This is a genomic window from Pseudomonas syringae pv. cilantro (assembly GCF_001293775.1).
In the GTDB taxonomy this organism is placed as follows: Bacteria; Pseudomonadota; Gammaproteobacteria; order Pseudomonadales; family Pseudomonadaceae; genus Aquipseudomonas; species Aquipseudomonas syringae_P.
In genome coordinates this window covers 91,162-107,465 of the sequence record NZ_LGLN01000086.1, presented here as the reverse complement: position 1 = coordinate 107,465, position 16,304 = coordinate 91,162, and the positions used below count along the sequence as shown (strand labels likewise).

Genomic DNA, 16,304 nt, shown 5'->3' with positions numbered 1-16,304 from the left:
TGGAGAGCGCTATGAAAGTGTGGCTAGTGACACCGATATTGTTCATGAGTATTTGCCTCGGCGCATACGCACTCGATTCAACAGACGCTGTCCAGAACGAAACAGCGCCGCCCGCCGATGATACTGCTCAAGTTGCGCCGCCTCAGGACGTGGATACGGCGGTACAGGTACGCAATAACAGTACGTTCGCGATCTACGTCATACAGAAGGGCGTGAAGCAGGAAGTGGCGAGCAAAGGCACCTACATCGTCAGTAGCGCCGCCACTTACCCACTGAGTATTACGCCTGTCTGTGGCACACCGAGCATAAAGTTTGTGACATTTACCGGAAAATCCGGCGCATGCACGTTTGCCAGTTGCCTCATCGTTCAGTAGTGCGACAGAAGGTTGATCCAGGTAAGGCTCACTTCCTGTCAGCAATCACCCCGATCAACACCAGCACCACCAACAGCACCGGCGCCAGGCTGTAGTTGTTGAACTGGCTGAGGCCGCGCACGACCCAGGGCGTGGCGTAGATCAGTGCTGCGCCGCTGCCGACCGCGCAGAGCAGGGCGATGAGCGGGATGCGCAGGGCGCCGGTCATGCTGCTGATGCGCTGTTCGATCCAGCCTTTGATGTCTGCGCCGAACAGCACCAGCAGGCAGCCCACCAGTGCCAGGGCGATTTCCGAAAGATTGCTGCGACTCCAGCGCGAAACGGTGGCGAGCAAATCGAGTACGAAATCCATGCAGGGTCCTTAGATCAGAAAGTATTGCAGCAGGTCGTTGAGGAACAGTTGGCCTTGTGGCGTCGCGGCCAGGCGTGCCGGATCTTCATGCAGCAGGCCTTTTTGTTCGGCTTGCCGGCGTGCCTCGGCGAGCGAATCGAGGCTTAGACCCGTTCTTTCCCGAAATAACGCAGCGTCCACACCATTTGTCAGTCGTAACGCGTTCATCAGGAATTCGAACGGCAATTCGTCCAGCGGCAACAGCTTCGAGCCCGCCTGAAACGGCTTGTCCGGATTCAGGTAATCCTTCGGTAAGCGGGTTTTCCAGGTGCGAATAATGCGCCCGTCCGGGTGGCTCAGTTTGCCGTGTGCGCCTGCGCCGATGCCGATGAAATCACCGAACGCCCAATAGTTGAGGTTATGCCGCGCCGGTTTACCGGGTTGCGCATAGGCCGACACTTCGTACTGCGCGTACCCCTGAGTGGCCAGCAACTGCTGTCCGGTTTCCTGAATATCCCAAAGAATGTCGTCTTCCGGCAAAACCGGCGGCTGATTCCAGAAGACGGTGTTGGGTTCCAGCGTCAGTTGATACCAGGATAAGTGTGTCGGCGCGAGGGCGATGGCCTGGCGCAGATCTTCCAGCGCTTCGTCCTGAGACTGGTCTGGCAAACCGTGCATCATGTCCAGGTTGAAATTGTCGAAACCGGCCTGGCGCGCCATGTCGGCGGCGCGAATCGCCTCGTCGCCGTTGTGGATACGGCCCAGCGCCTTGAGTTTGGATTCCTGAAAGCTCTGAATGCCGATCGACAGCCGATTGATCCCCAGACCGCGATAGGCGCTGAACTTGGCCTGTTCGAAAGTGCCGGGGTTGGCTTCCAGCGTGATCTCGATATCGCTGGCAAAGCGGATGCGCTGTTCGACGCCTCGCAGCAGACGGCCCAGCGCGTCGGCGCTGAACAGGCTCGGCGTGCCGCCACCGAAGAAAATCGATTGCAGTTCGCGGCCGTAGAGGTGCGGCAGGTCCAGGTCCAGGTCGGCGAGCAGCGCGTCGACGTATTCCTGCTCTGGCAGCACCGGGCTGGCAGTGTGCGAGTTGAAATCGCAGTACGGGCATTTGCGCACGCACCACGGGATATGGATATACAGCGACAACGGAGGCAGGTGCGGCAGTGCAGGGCGCGGGCTCTCTGACGAGAAACCGTTCTCGCCGAGAAACAGCGGCTGCGCAGGCGAATCGTCGGTCATTGCAGACCCAGGCGTTCGCGCAACAGGACCATGGCGCGGGCACGATGGCTCAGCTGGTTTTTCTCGCTCGGACCCAGTTCGGCACTCGAGCAGTTACGCTCCGGCACCCAGAACAACGGGTCGTAGCCAAAACCGTGCTCGCCGCTGGCAGCGTGCAGAATGCGCCCGTGCCACAGGCCTTCACAGAGGATCGGCAATGGGTCGTCGGCGTGGCGTACCAGCGCCAATACGCACACGAACTGCGCACCACGCTGGTCGTCCGGCACGTCTTTCAGCGCCTCCAGCAGTTTGGCGTTGTTGGCGGCATCGCCCTGGCCGTCGGCATAGCGAGCGGAATAGATGCCCGGTGCACCGCCGAGAAAGTCCACCGCCAGCCCCGAGTCGTCGGCCAGCGCAGGCAGCCCGGACAGACGCGAAGCGTTGCGCGCCTTGAGGATCGCGTTCTCGACGAACGACAGACCGGTCTCTTCCGGCTCCACGAGGCTGAACTCGCTGACCGAGCGCAGCGTGACACTGCCGCCGAGCATGGCCTGGAGTTCCTTGAGTTTGCCGCCGTTGTGGCTGGCCAGTACGAGTTGAGTGAGGTTCATCATTGGCCTGTCGTGGTGCGTGAAAACGATCGGTTAAATGGCAATCTGGTGGTCCGTCAGCCCTGGGCTGGTGACCCGGTAGATGCCGATTTCGCCGAGCAGATTGGGCCACAGTTTGCTGGCCCAGCCGTGACGGTGTTGCTGATCGACCGCCAGCCTGTCGAGCACCTGAGCATCCCGCTCGCGGCACAACTCTTCAAAGTCGCCGAAGGTGCAGAAGTGAATGTTCGGCGTGTTGTACCAGGTGTAAGGCAGGAACTCGGACACCGGCATGCGGCCTTTGCTGGCCAGATACCAGCGGCAGCGCCAGTGGCCGAAGTTCGGGAAAGTGATGATGCACTGGCGACCGACGCGCAGCATTTCGTCGAGAATTCTGTCTGGGTAATGCACAGCTTGCAGGGCCTGGGTCATGACCACCACGTCGAAGCTGTTGCTGGCAAAATTGCCCAGCCCCTTGTCGAGGTCCTGTTCGATGACATTGATGCCTTTGGCCACGCATTCGGCGATGTTCGCCGCGTCGTTTTCCAGCCCGTAGCCGGTGACTTGCTTGTTATCACGCAGCCAGGTCAGCAATTCGCCGTCGCCGCAGCCCAGATCGAGCACGCGGCTGCCTGCGGGAATCCATTCCTGGATGATTTCCAGATCGGCTCTCATGACGTCCTCACAACGAAATTCGGTTCATGTAATTACCGAAAGCCTGCAAGTAGCGCGGAATCGGGATCAGGAAGGCGTCGTGCCCTTGAGGCGCGTCGATTTCCAGGTAGCAGACGTCCTTGCGGGCCGCCATCAGCGCGTCCACCAGCTCCCGCGAGCGGGCCGGCGAGAAGCGCCAGTCGGTGGTGAACGACATCACGCAGAACTTCGCTGTAGCATTGGCGAATGTCTTGGCCAGGTCGTCGTTGAAGTTGGCGGCCGGGTCGAAGTAATCCAGCGCTTTGGTCATCAACAGGTAGGTATTGGCGTCGAAACGCCCGGAAAACTCTTCACCCTGATAACGCAGGTAGCTTTCGACCTGAAACTCGACGCTGTGGAAATCGTAATTGAGCTTTTCGCTCTTCAGGCCACGGCCGAATTTCTCGCCCATCGAGTCGTCCGAAAGGTAGGTGATGTGCCCGACCATTCGCGCCAGCATCAGGCCGCGTTTGGGGATCACGCCGCGCTCCTGAAACGAGCCGCCGTGGAATTCCGGGTCGGTGAGAATCGCCTGGCGCGCCACTTCGTTGAAGGCGATGTTCTGCGCCGAGAGCTTGGGTGCCGAGGCGATTGCCAGACAGTGACGCACGCGGTCCGGGTAGCTGATGGTCCATTGCAGCGCCTGCATGCCGCCCAGACTGCCGCCGATCACCGCTGCCCATTGCTCGATGCCCAGCACATCGGCCAGCCGGGCCTGACTGTTGACCCAGTCTTCCACGGTCACGACCGGGAAATTGGCTCCGAACGGCTTGCCGGTGTCCGGGTCGATGCTGCTCGGGCCGGTGGAGCCATTGCAGCCGCCCAGATTGTTGAGGCTGACGACGAAAAATTTGCGGGTGTCGACCGGCTTGCCTGGGCCGATGCAACTGTCCCACCAGCCGGGCTTGCGGTCATCGGCGCTGTGAAAGCCTGCGGCATGATGATGCCCTGACAGCGCATGACAGATCAGCACGGCATTGCTGCGTGCGGCGTTGAGTTGACCGTAGGTTTCGTAAATCAGGTCATAGGCTGGCAACGAACGACCACAGGCCAGCGCCAGAGGCTCGCTGAAATGCGCCGTTTGTGGTGTGACCAGTCCGACAGAATCGTGGGGGAATACCGTGGGCATCGACCCTGCTCTCGCGTGAATGAGGCGTAAGTCTAAAGACCGCAGGGTGCAGCGGCAATAAGGGATGTTGTGAGGCGCAAATCAACGGCACGATAATTGAACGCCTTCGCGGACAAGTCCGCTCCCACGGCCTTCGGCCAGAATCAAAAGCAAACGTGTGTCTAGCGCTGAGCGTGAGAGCGAGATATACGTTTACATCAACAACCGCAACACATCCGGCATGCCGCTCATGGCAGCCAGGTTGTTGATGACCAGCATATCCAGCAGTTTGAGCACCAGGAACGCGAGGATCGGCGAGATATCCAGGCCGCCCAGATTCGGGACGATCTTGCGGAACGGCGCCAGCGCGGGTTCGCAGATCTGGTTGATCAGCTCTGCGCCGGGATTGTGGCTGGCCGGGGCGACCCACGACAGGATCACGCTGATAATCAGGGCAAAGAAGAAGATCTTCAGGAACAGCGCGGTCACGCCAATGATCGACCAGATCAGCAGAGACAGCGGGTCACCGGTGGTACCGAACATCAGCAGCAAGGTCAGCGCCATCAGGATCATCTGCACGATGATTGCCAGCACCAGCGAAGACATGTCCAGCCCGAACAGGCTGGGAATGATCCGGCGTAGCGGCTTGAGCAGCGGTTGCGTGGCGCGCACGATGAACTGGCACAGCGGGTTGTAGAAATTGGCCCGTACCAGTTGCAGCACGAAGCGCATCAGAACGATCAGCAGGTACAGACTGCCGAGCGTTTGCAGGACGTAAATTGCAGCGGTGTTCAATCCGATCATCAATCTGCTCCAGAAAAAGCCTAAATTATTTGCCCAGTTGTTCAGCCAGTTCGGCTGCACGGTGATCGGCGGCGCTCAGCGCGGTTTCCACCAGCTGTTCAAAACCGCCCGCCTGGAATGCTTTGATCGCAGCTTCCGTGGTCCCGCCCGGCGAGGTCACACGGCGACGCAATTCTCCTGCACCCAACTCACTGCCGGAGGCCATCAAGGCCGAACCCAGCGCCGTTTGCAGGGTGAGTTTTCTGGCGATGTCTTCCGGCAGACCCAGCTTCACGCCCGCTGCCGTCATCGCTTCCATCATCAAAAAGAAATACGCAGGACCGCTGCCGGACACCGCCGTGACCGCATCCACCTGTTTTTCCTGCTCGACCCAGACCGCCACGCCGACCGCCGACAGCAACTGCTCGGCCTGCTCATGTTGCGCTGACGTTACGTTGTGGGTCGCGTACAGCCCGCTGGCACCCTGGCGCAGTAGTGACGGCGTATTGGGCATGCAGCGCACAACGGGGCGCTCGCCCAGCCATTGGGTCAGGCTGGCGCAGGTGATCCCGGCCGCAACCGACACGATCAACTGATCAGGCTCAAGGCTGGATTTCAGCGCCTGGCAGACGTTTTTCATCATCTGCGGCTTGACCGCCAGCACCACGACGTCGGCGCCTTTGACGGCTTCGGCATTGTCAGCGAATACCTTGATGCCGTGCTCGGTGGTAATCCGCTCGCGGGTTTCGGCGCCCGGCGCGCTGGCGCAGATCAGTGACGCTTCGACGCCTTGCGCGCGCAGGCCGCCGATCAGGCTGGCAGCCATGTTTCCGGCGCCGACAAAGGCGATACGAGTCTTGCTCATGACAGGTTCCCTGTGTGCAAATTCGGTGTGTGCAACGTTACGGCTGCCCATAGTCGCGGGCGCCAAAAAGGGCAGTGCCGATGCGCACCCAGGTTGCGCCTTGTGCGATGGCGGCTTCCAGATCGTGGCTCATGCCCATGGACAGTGTGTCGAGCGGCAAACCCAACTGCGCCTGCAAGGTGCGCACAGCGGCAAACGAAGCTGCCTGCTCGTCAGGGTCATCCGTCGGTTCGGGAATCGCCATCAGCCCGCGCAGCTTCAGCCGCGGCAGGGCGCTGATGGCGGCGGCCAGATCCGGCAGGTCCTGAGGCGTACAGCCCGACTTGCTGGCTTCGCCGCTGACATTCACCTGAATGCAGATATTCAACGGCTCAAGCCCCTCGGGGCGCTGCTCGGACAGGCGTTGCGCGATTTTCAGGCGGTCCACTGAATGCACCCAGGCGAAGTTTTCGGCGATAGCGCGCGTCTTGTTCGATTGAATGGGGCCGATGAAGTGCCAGCACAAGGGCAAGTCGCTCAGTTCTGCCTGTTTTGCCAACGCTTCCTGCAAATAATTTTCGCCAAAGTCGCGCAGGCCTGCGGTGTAAGCTTCACGCAGGTCGCTGGCAGGCTTGGTTTTACTCACCGCCAGCAGGCCGATGGACGCCGGATCGCGGTCAGTTGCGAGGGCGGCGTCGCGAATTCGTTGTTCGAGCGTTGAAATGTTCGCTGCTATCGTGGACATTGATTTGCGCCAGTCAGGCTAAGGTCTGCGGCATTCTATGTGATTGAGGAGCTGTATGGATATTACCGAGCTGCTGGCCTTCAGTGCCAAACAGGGCGCGTCGGACTTGCACCTCTCTGCAGGTCTGCCGCCGATGATCCGCGTCGATGGCGATGTGCGGCGTATTAACCTGCCCCCGCTGGACGCGAAGGAGGTCAAGGCGCTGATCTACGACATCATGAACGACAAGCAGCGTCAGGATTTCGAAGAGCGCCTGGAAACCGACTTTTCCTTCGAAGTGCCGGGTGTGGCGCGGTTCCGGGTCAACGCGTTCAACCAGAATCGCGGTGCCGGCGCGGTATTCCGGACCATTCCCTCAAAAATCCTGAGCATGGAAGACTTGGGCATGGGCAATGTGTTTCGGAAGATTACCGACGTGGCGCGGGGGCTGATTCTGGTCACCGGGCCGACCGGTTCGGGCAAGTCGACGACCCTCGCGGCGATGATCGACTACCTCAATTGCAACAAGCATCACCATATCCTGACCATCGAAGACCCGATCGAATTCGTTCACGAGTCCAAGAAATGCCTGGTCAACCAGCGCGAGGTGCACCGCGACACACTGGGCTTCTCGGAAGCCCTGCGCTCGGCCTTGCGCGAGGACCCGGACGTGATTCTGGTCGGCGAGATGCGCGATCTGGAAACCATTCGTCTGGCGTTGACCGCTGCGGAAACCGGTCACCTGGTGTTCGGTACGCTGCACACCACCTCGGCGGCGAAGACCATCGACCGGATCGTGGACGTCTTCCCGGCCCAGGAAAAATCGATGATTCGTTCGATGCTGTCTGAATCGCTGCACGCCGTGGTCTCCCAGGCACTGCTCAAGAAGGTTGGCGGCGGACGCGTGGCAGCGCATGAAATCATGATGGGTACCCCGGCGATTCGTAACCTGATTCGCGAGGACAAGGTGGCGCAGATGTATTCGTCGATCCAGACCGGCGGCTCATTGGGCATGCAGACGCTGGATATGTGCCTGGCAGATCTGGTCAAGAAAGGTCTGATCACCCGCGAAAGCGCACGCGAGCGGGCCAAGGTGCCGGATAATTTCTGACTGAAGCCAGCCGCAATGAAAAAAGGGGTCCTGAACGAATTCAGGGCCCCTTTTTCTGGTGCGTCAGCCTGGTCAGGCGATCAGCGCTGGACGACGCGCATCTGCCCCGGCTGCTTCGGCAACACGCGCTTGGCGATCTTGTAGTGACTGTTCCAGTACGGTTTGTTCAGCGTATCGACAGTCACGGCCTTGCCATGGCGCGGCGCATGAACGAACTTGTTGTCGCCCAGGTAAATGGCGACATGGTTGATGTTGCGGCTCTTGATGTTGAAGAACAGCAGATCACCCGGTTTCAGGTCCTTGCGATCCACCGTCTGACCGTGGCCTTGGGCCATGGCGTTGGAGGTGCGCGGCAGATCGACTTCACGCACGTCCGTGTAGGCATATTTGACCAGACCGCTGCAATCCAGCCCTTTGCCGGGCGTGGTGCCGCCCCAGCGATAAGGCGTCCCGACAGCCTGCAAGGCGCGTTTTACAACCGCATTGCCCTGTTTGGCCGGGGCAGAGGTCTGTAAGGCAGCCTTGTTGGCGTTCTTGCGTGACAGTGGCTTCTGCAGGGGGTGCGTGCTGTCAGTCTGGATACGGGGGGTTGTGGCTTCCTGAGGTGCATTGCGAGTCGCGAGTGCCGGTGAAGAATGACTTTTGGCGGTGTAGCCCGTGAAGCTCGCAGGAAGTTGTTGCTCACGATTGGTGGCGTGGGCGGCCAGTGGCATAAATAGGCAAATGGTTAGCCATGTCTTGAAGAAAGGACGCATTTGGCAAGGCTCATAGTGGTCAGCGCGCAACTTTATAACAGCTTTTTCGGAAAATCTGACCCCATTTGTCGAGTGCGTCACACTGGCATCGTTACGTTTTATGCGACAGACTCTTTCTCTTTTGCCGCTAATCCCTTTAGCGACAAGGGTTTGGCGGCGAAAAACTGCCTCGACTGCCATACGTCGGAATGGCGAAACCAAGTCACAAATTTGTTATGTATTTTTTTCTATCAGCGCAAAGAGGGTAAAAATGAACGGCTATCGATCTGATACACACAGCAAGGTGATGGGGTACCTGATGTGGATTTTCGGGTTTCTCGGGGCGCATCGTTTCTACTATGGCAAGCCGGTAACCGGGACTATCTGGTTCTTCACCTTTGGTCTGTTCGGCATAGGCTGGCTGATCGATCTGTTCCTGATCCCGTCGATGGACCGCGAAGCCGACCTGCGCTTCACACCGGGCGCCACCGATTACAGCGTAGCGTGGGTGCTGCTGACCTTCCTCGGCCTGTTCGGCGTCCACCGCATGTACCAGGGCAAGTGGATCACCGGCGTGATTTACCTGTTTACCGGCGGGTTGTTTCTGCTGGGCATCCTGTATGACTTCTGGACAATGAACGACCAGATCTCGATGAAGAACGCCCGACGCGGGTGAGGCTTGCTCAGGGGCGGATGTAGGAACAACTGGCTTTAAACCACCCCTGAAACCGATCACCTCGGCTGTGTCTGGTGCACCGAGGCGGCTGGTTTTGCTGCCGGTTCCCGGCAGTTCGCGGACAAGNTTCGCGAAGGGGTCTTTATGATCGCCGAGAATGCATCGAATGCATCACCGTCTTCGCGAACAAGTTCGCTCCCACAGAGGCCTCGCCCGCCGCTGGTCAGAGCGTGGAGGGCGGTGGCTTGCCTCAACGGCTGTAGCTGATTCGTCCATCCACCAGGGTGTAGCGCACCGAGCCCGGCAGGCAGTGGCCGATGAAGGGGCAGTTCTCGCCTTTGGAGAGCCAGGTTTCTCCGGCCAGGGTCGAGGCGGCAGGATCGAACAGCACGATGTCCGCTGGCGATCCGGCGCTCAGTTTGCCGGCTGGCAGGCGCAGGGCGTCAGCCGGGCCGCTGCTCAGGCGGGCGAGCAGGGTCGGCAGGTCCAGCAAGCCGTCTTCGACCAGCGTCATCGCCAGTGGCAGCAACAATTCCACACTGCTGATGCCCGGCTCGGTCGCGCCGAACGGGGCCAGCTTGGCGTCGCGTTCGTGGGGCTGGTGATGACTCGATATCGCCTGAATGACCCCCGATTTCACCGCCTCACGCAGGCCTTCGCGGTCAGCGCGAGTGCGCAGCGGCGGCTGGACGTGATACAGGCTGGAGAAATCGATCAGTGCTTCATCGGTCAGGATCAACTGGTACAGCGCCACATCTGCCGTCACCGGCAGCCCACGTGCCTGTGCCTGGGCGATCAGCGCTGCACCGCGTGCGCTGGTCAACTGGCTGAAATGCGCGCGCACGCCGCTTTGCTCGACCAGCAACAGGTCGCGAGCCAGCGCCACGGTCTCGGCCGTTTCAGGAATGCCCGCCAAGCCCAGAAAGCTCGCGGTCGGGCCTTCATGGGCCAGGCCGCCTTCGGCCAGGTCGCGGTCTTGCGAATTGAAAATCACGGTCAGGTCGAACGTCGCCGCGTACTCCAGCGCCCGGCACAGTGTGCGGGTATTACTGAAGCTGTTCAGGCCGTTACCGAATGCCACGCAGCCTGCGTCGCGCAGGGCGATCAGTTCTGCCAGCTGTTCGCCTTCCAGGCCCTTGCTCAGCGCGCCGACCGGGAACACCTTGCTGAAACCGGCTTCGCGCGCGCGGTCGAGGATCAGTTCGGCCACCGCCGAGGTGTCGAGCACCGGCTTGGTAAGTGGTGGGCAGCACACGCTGGTCACGCCGCCTGCAGCTGCAGCGCGGGTTTCGCTGGCGATGCTGCCTTTACGGCTGTAACCCGGCTCGCGCAGCGAAACGTTGAGGTCGACCAGCCCGGGGGCGGCCACCAGCCCGCTGGCGTCGATAGTCTGAACCGGTTGAAAACCGGTCGGTGCCGCGCCAATGGCGGCAAGTTTGCCTGCTTCGATGTGCAGGTCGGTAATCTGATCCAGCCCGCTGACCGGGTCGATGACGCGAGCGCCGAGGATGCTGAGCTTCACTGGGCGTTCTCCTGCTCGAATTGTCGTTGTGCGTTTTGCCCGCTCATGGCCATGGACAGCACTGCCATGCGCACGGCAATGCCGTAGGTCACCTGATTGAGAATCACCGAATGCGCTCCATCGGCCACCGCCGATTCAATTTCCACGCCGCGGTTGATCGGGCCGGGGTGCATGACAATCGCGTCCGGCCTGGCCACGGCCAGCCGCGCGGTGGTCAGCCCGAACAGGCGATAGAATTCGCCCTCGCTGGGCAGCAGGCCGCCGGTCATGCGCTCGCGTTGCAGGCGCAGCATGATCACTACGTCGACGTCCTTCAAGCCTTCGTTGAGGTCGGTATAGACCTTGACGCCGTACTGCTCGACGCCGACCGGCAGCAAAGTTTTCGGCCCGATTACGCGGATGTCCGGGCAGCCCAGCGCCTTGAGCGCGAGCATGTTGGAGCGCGCTACACGGGAGTGCAGGATGTCGCCGACGATGGCCACCGAGAGGTTTTCGAAGCCGCCTTTGTGGCGACGAATCGTCAACATATCGAGCATGCCCTGGGTCGGGTGCGCATGGCGGCCGTCACCGCCGTTGATGATCGCCACGTCCGGGCACACGTGCTCGGCAATGAAATGCGCTGCGCCCGAATCGGCATGGCGCACGACAAACATGTCGGCAGCCATCGCTTCTAGGTTGCGCAGGGTGTCGAACAGCGTTTCGCCCTTGCTGGTGGACGAGGTCGAGACGTTCAGGGTGATCACGTCGGCCGACAGGCGCTGGGCCGCCAGTTCGAAGGTGGTGCGGGTGCGTGTGGAGTTTTCGAAGAACACGTTGCACACCGTCTTGCCGCGCAACAGCGGGACCTTCTTCACCGCTCGGGCGCCGACCTCCAGGAACGAGTCAGCCGTGTCGAGGATTTCGGTAAGCAGCTCGCGGGGCAAGCCGTCCAGAGACAGAAAATGGCGCAGCTGGCCCAGATGGTTGAGCTGCAGCGGGCGCTTGGCGTCGAGAGGCGTCATCGCAATGGACTCTTTAAAGGGCGGTGGAGAGGTCTTGAAGCTCGAGCGCCATTGGCTCGGGGCCAGACAGCTTGATGCGTTCGTGCGGTGCCAGCGACAGTGTCGCCCCGACCACATTCGGGCGGATCGGCAGTTCCGCGGCGTCCAGGTCCAGCAGGCAGACCAGCATGACGCTGGCCGGGCGGCCGTAATCGAACAGTTCGTTGAGCGCGGCGCGAATGGTCCGGCCGCTCATCAGCACGTCGTCGATCAACACCAGATGCTGCCCTTCGATCTCGAACGGCAGTTCCGACGGGCGCACTTGCGGGTGCAGGCCGTTCTGGCTGAAATCATCGCGGTAGAACGAGACGTCCAGGGTGCCGAGCGGCGAAGGGTTGTCCAGCTCTTTGAGCAGCGCCTGAGCGACCCACACGCCTCCCGTGCGAATACCAATGAAACGAGGGTCGCTGATGCCGCGCTTGCTCAGGTGAGCGTTCAGGTCAGTGGCCATCTGACGAATCAGTTCGGCGGGATTGGGCAGGCTCATGGTTGCTCCTCTGAGGCTCGGGCAGCGTCCGTCCCAGACTGTGTAAAACTACTGCGCTTGGCAATGCTGCGTTAAAAACAGGCGAAAAATGCTCATTTGGAACACCTGGTGTCGGTCGCGACCCCGGCCGTTTTTCGCCTGTTTTTGCCTTGTCTTGCCTTCGCTCGTGACGTTTTTACACAGTCTGGTCCTTGGCGCGTTGCTCAAGCGATAACGTCTGATCCGGATATCTCGAAGCGACAGGGACTGTAAAAGTCACACATTCAATAATTCTGGGTGCTCGTCGAGCCAGCCTTGCAGCAGCAGTGCAGCGGCGATGGCGTCCACCGGATTGTCCCGGTAACTGCCTTTCTGACCGCCGCGTGCCATGCGCTCGCCTTTGGCCTCGAAGGTCGTCAGGCGCTCGTCGTGGGTATAGACCGTGACGCCGAAGCGCCCGTTGAGTCTGCGCGAAAACTTTTCTGCGCGCGCGCTCATCTCGCTGGGCGTGCCGTCCATGTTCAATGGCAGGCCGACAACGATGGCGTCAGGTTTCCATTCGGTAATCAGCGCCTGCACCTTGTCCCAGTCCGGCACGCCGTTCTGCGCCTTGAGCGTGCAGAGCTCGCGTGCCTGACCGGTGATCGCCTGGCCGACGGCAACGCCGATCTGTTTGGTGCCGTAATCAATCCCCAGCAGTAAGCGCAAAGCGGCCATCAGGCGTGACCTGCCTGGGTCGAGATCAGGCTGAGATTGACGCCGAGACGTCTGGCGGCGGCATCGAGACGTTGCTCGCTGTTGACATCGAACAGAATCGCCGGGTCGAACGAACAGGTCAGCCAGGCGTTGTCGGCCATTTCGGCATCCAGCTGGCCGGCGTCCCATCCGGCATAGCCGAGGGTGATCACATTTTGATCAGGCCCGTAGCCGTCAGCGATGGAAAACAGCACGTCCTGCGAGGTGGACAGCGAGATTCCGCCGGGCAGCGCGACCGTGGCCTGAAACAGCTGGCCGCTGGGGTGCAGGACGAAGCCGCGATCAGTCTGCACCGGGCCGCCGGAATGGATGACGATTTCCTCGCAGCGTTTCGGTGCTGGCAGCTCCGGTCGCAGCTGTTCGAGCACATCCGCCAGGGTCAGGCTTTGCGGGCGGTTGATCACCAGCCCCATTGCGCCATTGGCGTTGTGCTCGACAACGTAGGTCAAGGTCTGAGCAAAGTTCTCGTCGTGCATGTGCGGCATGGCGATCAGGAACTGGTGCTTGAGATAACTCGGGGAGACGTTTTTCATGAGTCCTAGTGTGGCGTCGTGTTACTGACCTGACAACTGGCACTTATACGTGTAGAGCACCGGTTGGCAAAAATGTCAGTTGCTGGAGAGCTTGTCGCCGCGTGCAAATTTCCAGGTGCGAATGATCTCGAGCCGATCGATGTCTGCCAGATCGCCGGTGAACGGCGCAAAAGGCGCAGCCAGACGCACGATTCGCTGTGCGGCTTGATCCAGCAGCGGTTGCCCGGAGGATTCCAGCACCAGCACTTCGTACAGCGAGCCGTCGCGATTGATCGACACAAGAAGTCGCAAATTGCCGTAGATCTGCTGGCGGCGAGCTTCCTCAGGATAGTTCAGGTTGCCGACCCGTTCGACCTTTTTGCGCCAATCGTCCTTGTACCAGGCGCCTTTGTCGCGCATGGTCGAGGCTGCATTCAGCCGGTGGATCTTCGGCCGCTTGGCGTAAGCCTGCTGCTCGTTCGAGAGTTCGGCTTCAAGGCTGGCGATCTCGTTGCTCAGCTCCGAGCTGTCAAACGTCGGCGCAGCCTTGGTGGTCGGGTCGGGCTTGACCTCTTCGCGCTTGGCGACGGTTTTCTGCGGGCTTGGCGCGCTGGTGGAAACCGCAGTCTTCGGCGCTTCCTGCTTGACCACCGGCTTGCTGGCCGGTGGCGGGGTGACCTTGTTGACCTTGGTGTCCTGATACGGTGCCAGCTCGGTGGTCTTGAGCGTTTCGGCCTTGTCCAGCGTGCCGCTGCCCTGCTGATCGTCCTGCGCCAGATAATCCGCCTGTTTGGGCTTTTCGTCGCTTTTGAACGTGGCGAGGGTGATTTCCAGCGTCTGCGAGATCTGCTCCGGCTTGACGTAGGTAAAGCCCACGCCAAGGATGATCACCAAGTGGATCAGCGCCGCGATCAGCAGGGTAAAACCCAGGCGATCAGCGGGGCGCACACCGACGTTGGAGAGTTCGAGGGGAAGCTCGTTTCGGGCCATGGATGTCATCGGCGGTTCAGCATCTCGTCAGCCTGCATGTCAAAATCCGTGTCGTGTCACAGGTGGCGCATGATAACGCAATGTGCGGTTTGGCTTCTGACGAAGGAACGCCGCTCGTCTTCGCGGACAAGCGAAACGTCGCCCTGTCCGCTCCCACAAAAGCCCCATCTCCTGGGGCTTAACCCTTGCGCGCTTGCAGCTTCTTGTCGATTGCATCCATCAGCAGGCCGCCGATGTTGGTGCCGAATGCGTTGTCGATTTCGCGAATGCAGGTCGGGCTGGTGACGTTGATTTCGGTCAGGTGCTCGCCGATCACGTCGAGGCCGACGAACAGCAGGCCTTTTTCACGCAGGGTCGGGCCAATCTGTTCGGCGATCCAGCGATCCTTGTCGGTCAACGGGCGGGCTTCGCCACGGCCGCCAGCGGCAAGGTTGCCACGCGTCTCGCCGGCCGCGGGGATGCGCGCCAGGCAGTACGGCACCGGCTCGCCATCGACCATCAGGATGCGTTTGTCGCCGTCCTTGATGGCCGGCAGGTAACCCTGCGCCATGATCTGCTGGGTGCCGTGGGCGGTCAGGGTTTCGAGGATCACCGAGAGGTTCGGGTCGCCCGCGCGATGGCGGAAGATCGACGCGCCGCCCATGCCGTCCAGCGGCTTGAGGATCACGTCACCGTGCTGTTCGGCGAATTCACGGATGATGTCCGCGCGGCGGCTGACCAGCGTCGGCGGCGTGCACTGCGGAAACAGTGTGGCGAACAGCTTCTCGTTGCAGTCGCGCAGGCTCTGCGGCTTGTTGACCACCAGCACGCCAGCGCGCTCGGCCTGCTCCAGCAGGTAAGTGGTGTAGACGAATTCCATGTCGAACGGCGGGTCCTTGCGCATCAGGATCACGTCCAGATCGTCGAGACCTGCGTCGACTTCGGCTTCGAATTCGAACCACTTGGCCGGATCGGCAAACACCTTGAGCGGCTTCATGCGCCCGCGGGCCTGGCCGGCGTTCTGGTAAAGGTCTTTCTGTTCCATATAGAACAGCGACCAGCCGCGTTCCTGTGCGGCAAGGAGCATGGCCAGCGAGCTATCCTTTTTATAGGAGATGCGCTCAATGGGGTCCATGACAATCCCTAGGCGAACGCTCATGGGCAATATCCTCTGATCGGTAAGGGCCGCAACGGCCATAAAATTGGCATCAGGGTGGCGCTCCGAGTGCTCCCGGTCAAGAGGCAGGCCTGCCACGGTGCGCTTTATGGATTGCGTCTGGAGAGTGTGCTAAAAAGGCTCGGCATCCGGTCTTCGGTCCCTGTGGATCAATGAAGCGATACCGTCAGGCTCTCAGTGCCTCGCAGAATGCGCAAAAAATTCGCTGCGGCGATGGAAGAGCAGCTTATGGAACAACACGCCTCCGCCTTGAAAGTCATGGTCATCGATGACTCGAAGACCATCCGCCGCACCGCCGAAACGCTGCTCAGAAACGCAGGCTGCGAAGTCATCACTGCGATAGACGGTTTCGACGCGCTGGCCAAGATTGCCGATAACCACCCGCGAATCATATTCGTCGATATCATGATGCCGCGTCTGGACGGCTATCAGACCTGCGCGCTGATCAAGAACAACCGGGCATTCAAGTCGACGCCGGTCATTATGCTGTCGTCGAAGGACGGGCTGTTCGACAAGGCCAAGGGGCGGATTGTCGGTTCCGATCAGTTTTTGACCAAGCCTTTCAACAAGGAAGAACTGCTCAGCGCCATCAAGGCTCATGTGCCGGGTTTCGTTGCAGCAGAACAACATCTATCGTGACGCCCGCGCCTGATGTCGCGCGCTCGTAATC

The 16,304-nt window shown here is 60.6% G+C and carries 20 protein-coding genes; 4 read left to right on the top strand and 16 right to left on the bottom strand.

The window, feature by feature from the left end; genetic code table 11:
* Positions 1-11: 11 nt before the first annotated feature.
* Positions 12-374 carry a hypothetical protein gene (locus ABJ99_RS24320; protein WP_054087971.1) on the top strand — a complete coding sequence of 121 codons (363 nt, stop codon included), beginning with the start codon at positions 12-14 and terminating at the stop codon, positions 372-374.
* Positions 375-402: 28 nt separating this feature from the next.
* On the opposite strand, the gene ABJ99_RS24315 is transcribed toward ABJ99_RS24320, so the two are convergent.
* From ABJ99_RS24315 to ABJ99_RS24280, 8 genes are all read right to left on the bottom strand, one after another.
* On the bottom strand, positions 403-726 hold the full coding sequence (locus ABJ99_RS24315; RefSeq protein WP_005888321.1) for a DUF3392 domain-containing protein: 324 nt from the start codon (positions 724-726) through the stop codon (positions 403-405).
* A 9-nt stretch (positions 727-735) separates the two neighbouring features.
* A complete protein-coding gene (hemW, locus tag ABJ99_RS24310) occupies positions 736-1,950 on the bottom strand; it encodes a radical SAM family heme chaperone HemW (RefSeq protein ID WP_054087970.1) in 1,215 nt (404 codons plus the stop codon).
* Positions 1,947-2,543, bottom strand: a complete 597-nt coding sequence (gene rdgB / locus ABJ99_RS24305; RefSeq protein WP_054087969.1) for an RdgB/HAM1 family non-canonical purine NTP pyrophosphatase — start codon at positions 2,541-2,543, stop codon at positions 1,947-1,949. The genes hemW and rdgB overlap by 4 nt, the downstream gene beginning before the upstream one ends.
* A gap of 30 nt (positions 2,544-2,573) precedes the next feature.
* Positions 2,574-3,194 (bottom strand): methionine biosynthesis protein MetW, encoded by a 621-nt coding sequence (gene metW, locus ABJ99_RS24300; protein ID WP_054087968.1) that lies wholly within the window; start codon positions 3,192-3,194, stop codon positions 2,574-2,576.
* Positions 3,195-3,201: 7 nt separating this feature from the next.
* Complete coding sequence (gene metX / locus ABJ99_RS24295; RefSeq protein WP_054087967.1) at positions 3,202-4,341, bottom strand: homoserine O-succinyltransferase MetX; 1,140 nt, start codon at positions 4,339-4,341, stop codon at positions 3,202-3,204.
* Positions 4,342-4,533: 192 nt separating this feature from the next.
* The gene (locus tag ABJ99_RS24290; protein WP_054087966.1) at positions 4,534-5,124 is read right to left on the bottom strand and encodes a YggT family protein; all 591 of its coding nucleotides are present in this window, start codon (positions 5,122-5,124) and stop codon (positions 4,534-4,536) included.
* A gap of 25 nt (positions 5,125-5,149) precedes the next feature.
* On the bottom strand, positions 5,150-5,968 hold the full coding sequence (gene proC / locus ABJ99_RS24285) for a pyrroline-5-carboxylate reductase (RefSeq protein ID WP_054087965.1): 819 nt from the start codon (positions 5,966-5,968) through the stop codon (positions 5,150-5,152).
* A gap of 37 nt (positions 5,969-6,005) precedes the next feature.
* Positions 6,006-6,692 (bottom strand): YggS family pyridoxal phosphate-dependent enzyme, encoded by a 687-nt coding sequence (locus ABJ99_RS24280; RefSeq protein WP_054087964.1) that lies wholly within the window; start codon positions 6,690-6,692, stop codon positions 6,006-6,008.
* A gap of 55 nt (positions 6,693-6,747) precedes the next feature.
* On the opposite strand from ABJ99_RS24280, the gene ABJ99_RS24275 reads away from it, so the two are divergent.
* The gene (locus ABJ99_RS24275) at positions 6,748-7,782 is read left to right on the top strand and encodes a type IV pilus twitching motility protein PilT (RefSeq protein ID WP_054087963.1); all 1,035 of its coding nucleotides are present in this window, start codon (positions 6,748-6,750) and stop codon (positions 7,780-7,782) included.
* A gap of 80 nt (positions 7,783-7,862) precedes the next feature.
* On the opposite strand, the gene ABJ99_RS24270 is transcribed toward ABJ99_RS24275, so the two are convergent.
* On the bottom strand, positions 7,863-8,537 hold the full coding sequence (locus ABJ99_RS24270; protein WP_054087962.1) for a C40 family peptidase: 675 nt from the start codon (positions 8,535-8,537) through the stop codon (positions 7,863-7,865).
* Positions 8,538-8,787: 250 nt separating this feature from the next.
* Between ABJ99_RS24270 and ABJ99_RS24265 the strand changes: the two genes are divergently transcribed.
* Positions 8,788-9,192 (top strand): NINE protein, encoded by a 405-nt coding sequence (locus ABJ99_RS24265; protein WP_054087961.1) that lies wholly within the window; start codon positions 8,788-8,790, stop codon positions 9,190-9,192.
* Positions 9,193-9,442: 250 nt separating this feature from the next.
* Here ABJ99_RS24265 and ABJ99_RS24260 read toward each other — a convergent pair whose 3' ends face one another.
* The 7 genes from ABJ99_RS24260 to gshB form a co-directional block, all read right to left on the bottom strand.
* A complete protein-coding gene (locus ABJ99_RS24260) occupies positions 9,443-10,714 on the bottom strand; it encodes a dihydroorotase (RefSeq protein ID WP_054087960.1) in 1,272 nt (423 codons plus the stop codon).
* A complete protein-coding gene (locus tag ABJ99_RS24255; RefSeq protein ID WP_007252036.1) occupies positions 10,711-11,715 on the bottom strand; it encodes an aspartate carbamoyltransferase catalytic subunit in 1,005 nt (334 codons plus the stop codon). The genes ABJ99_RS24260 and ABJ99_RS24255 overlap by 4 nt, the downstream gene beginning before the upstream one ends.
* Before the next feature lie 13 nt (positions 11,716-11,728).
* Positions 11,729-12,241 (bottom strand): bifunctional pyr operon transcriptional regulator/uracil phosphoribosyltransferase PyrR, encoded by a 513-nt coding sequence (gene pyrR, locus ABJ99_RS24250; protein ID WP_054087959.1) that lies wholly within the window; start codon positions 12,239-12,241, stop codon positions 11,729-11,731.
* 255 nt (positions 12,242-12,496) lie between these two features.
* The gene (gene ruvX / locus ABJ99_RS24245) at positions 12,497-12,937 is read right to left on the bottom strand and encodes a Holliday junction resolvase RuvX (RefSeq protein WP_007252034.1); all 441 of its coding nucleotides are present in this window, start codon (positions 12,935-12,937) and stop codon (positions 12,497-12,499) included.
* On the bottom strand, positions 12,937-13,509 hold the full coding sequence (locus ABJ99_RS24240; RefSeq protein ID WP_054087958.1) for a YqgE/AlgH family protein: 573 nt from the start codon (positions 13,507-13,509) through the stop codon (positions 12,937-12,939). Before ABJ99_RS24240 ends, ruvX begins: the two co-directional genes overlap by 1 nt.
* 75 nt (positions 13,510-13,584) lie before the next feature.
* Complete coding sequence (locus ABJ99_RS24235; RefSeq protein WP_054087957.1) at positions 13,585-14,487, bottom strand: energy transducer TonB; 903 nt, start codon at positions 14,485-14,487, stop codon at positions 13,585-13,587.
* A 169-nt stretch (positions 14,488-14,656) separates the two neighbouring features.
* The gene (gshB, locus tag ABJ99_RS24230) at positions 14,657-15,616 is read right to left on the bottom strand and encodes a glutathione synthase (RefSeq protein WP_054087956.1); all 960 of its coding nucleotides are present in this window, start codon (positions 15,614-15,616) and stop codon (positions 14,657-14,659) included.
* A gap of 246 nt (positions 15,617-15,862) precedes the next feature.
* On the opposite strand from gshB, the gene pilG reads away from it, so the two are divergent.
* Entirely contained in the window at positions 15,863-16,273 is a 411-nt protein-coding gene (gene pilG / locus ABJ99_RS24225; RefSeq protein ID WP_007252030.1) for a twitching motility response regulator PilG, read from the top strand.
* The last annotated feature ends 31 nt before the right edge of the window (positions 16,274-16,304 follow it).

What these genes read in the sequence shown, in the direction of transcription:
- ABJ99_RS24320 (WP_054087971.1), top strand. Translation starts at nt 12, where the DNA reads ATGAAAGTGTGGCTAGTGACACCGATATTGTTCATGAGTATTTGCCTC.
- ABJ99_RS24315 (WP_005888321.1), bottom strand. Translation starts at nt 726, where the DNA reads ATGGATTTCGTACTCGATTTGCTCGCCACCGTTTCGCGCTGGAGTCGC.
- hemW (WP_054087970.1), bottom strand. Translation starts at nt 1,950, where the DNA reads ATGACCGACGATTCGCCTGCGCAGCCGCTGTTTCTCGGCGAGAACGGT.
- rdgB (WP_054087969.1), bottom strand. Translation starts at nt 2,543, where the DNA reads ATGATGAACCTCACTCAACTCGTACTGGCCAGCCACAACGGCGGCAAA.
- metW (WP_054087968.1), bottom strand. Translation starts at nt 3,194, where the DNA reads ATGAGAGCCGATCTGGAAATCATCCAGGAATGGATTCCCGCAGGCAGC.
- metX (WP_054087967.1), bottom strand. Translation starts at nt 4,341, where the DNA reads ATGCCCACGGTATTCCCCCACGATTCTGTCGGACTGGTCACACCACAA.
- ABJ99_RS24290 (WP_054087966.1), bottom strand. Translation starts at nt 5,124, where the DNA reads ATGATCGGATTGAACACCGCTGCAATTTACGTCCTGCAAACGCTCGGC.
- proC (WP_054087965.1), bottom strand. Translation starts at nt 5,968, where the DNA reads ATGAGCAAGACTCGTATCGCCTTTGTCGGCGCCGGAAACATGGCTGCC.
- ABJ99_RS24280 (WP_054087964.1), bottom strand. Translation starts at nt 6,692, where the DNA reads ATGTCCACGATAGCAGCGAACATTTCAACGCTCGAACAACGAATTCGC.
- ABJ99_RS24275 (WP_054087963.1), top strand. Translation starts at nt 6,748, where the DNA reads ATGGATATTACCGAGCTGCTGGCCTTCAGTGCCAAACAGGGCGCGTCG.
- ABJ99_RS24270 (WP_054087962.1), bottom strand. Translation starts at nt 8,537, where the DNA reads ATGCGTCCTTTCTTCAAGACATGGCTAACCATTTGCCTATTTATGCCA.
- ABJ99_RS24265 (WP_054087961.1), top strand. Translation starts at nt 8,788, where the DNA reads ATGAACGGCTATCGATCTGATACACACAGCAAGGTGATGGGGTACCTG.
- ABJ99_RS24255 (WP_007252036.1), bottom strand. Translation starts at nt 11,715, where the DNA reads ATGACGCCTCTCGACGCCAAGCGCCCGCTGCAGCTCAACCATCTGGGC.
- pyrR (WP_054087959.1), bottom strand. Translation starts at nt 12,241, where the DNA reads ATGAGCCTGCCCAATCCCGCCGAACTGATTCGTCAGATGGCCACTGAC.
- ruvX (WP_007252034.1), bottom strand. Translation starts at nt 12,937, where the DNA reads ATGGCCGCTTTGCGCTTACTGCTGGGGATTGATTACGGCACCAAACAG.
- ABJ99_RS24240 (WP_054087958.1), bottom strand. Translation starts at nt 13,509, where the DNA reads ATGAAAAACGTCTCCCCGAGTTATCTCAAGCACCAGTTCCTGATCGCC.
- ABJ99_RS24235 (WP_054087957.1), bottom strand. Translation starts at nt 14,487, where the DNA reads ATGACATCCATGGCCCGAAACGAGCTTCCCCTCGAACTCTCCAACGTC.
- gshB (WP_054087956.1), bottom strand. Translation starts at nt 15,616, where the DNA reads ATGAGCGTTCGCCTAGGGATTGTCATGGACCCCATTGAGCGCATCTCC.
- pilG (WP_007252030.1), top strand. Translation starts at nt 15,863, where the DNA reads ATGGAACAACACGCCTCCGCCTTGAAAGTCATGGTCATCGATGACTCG.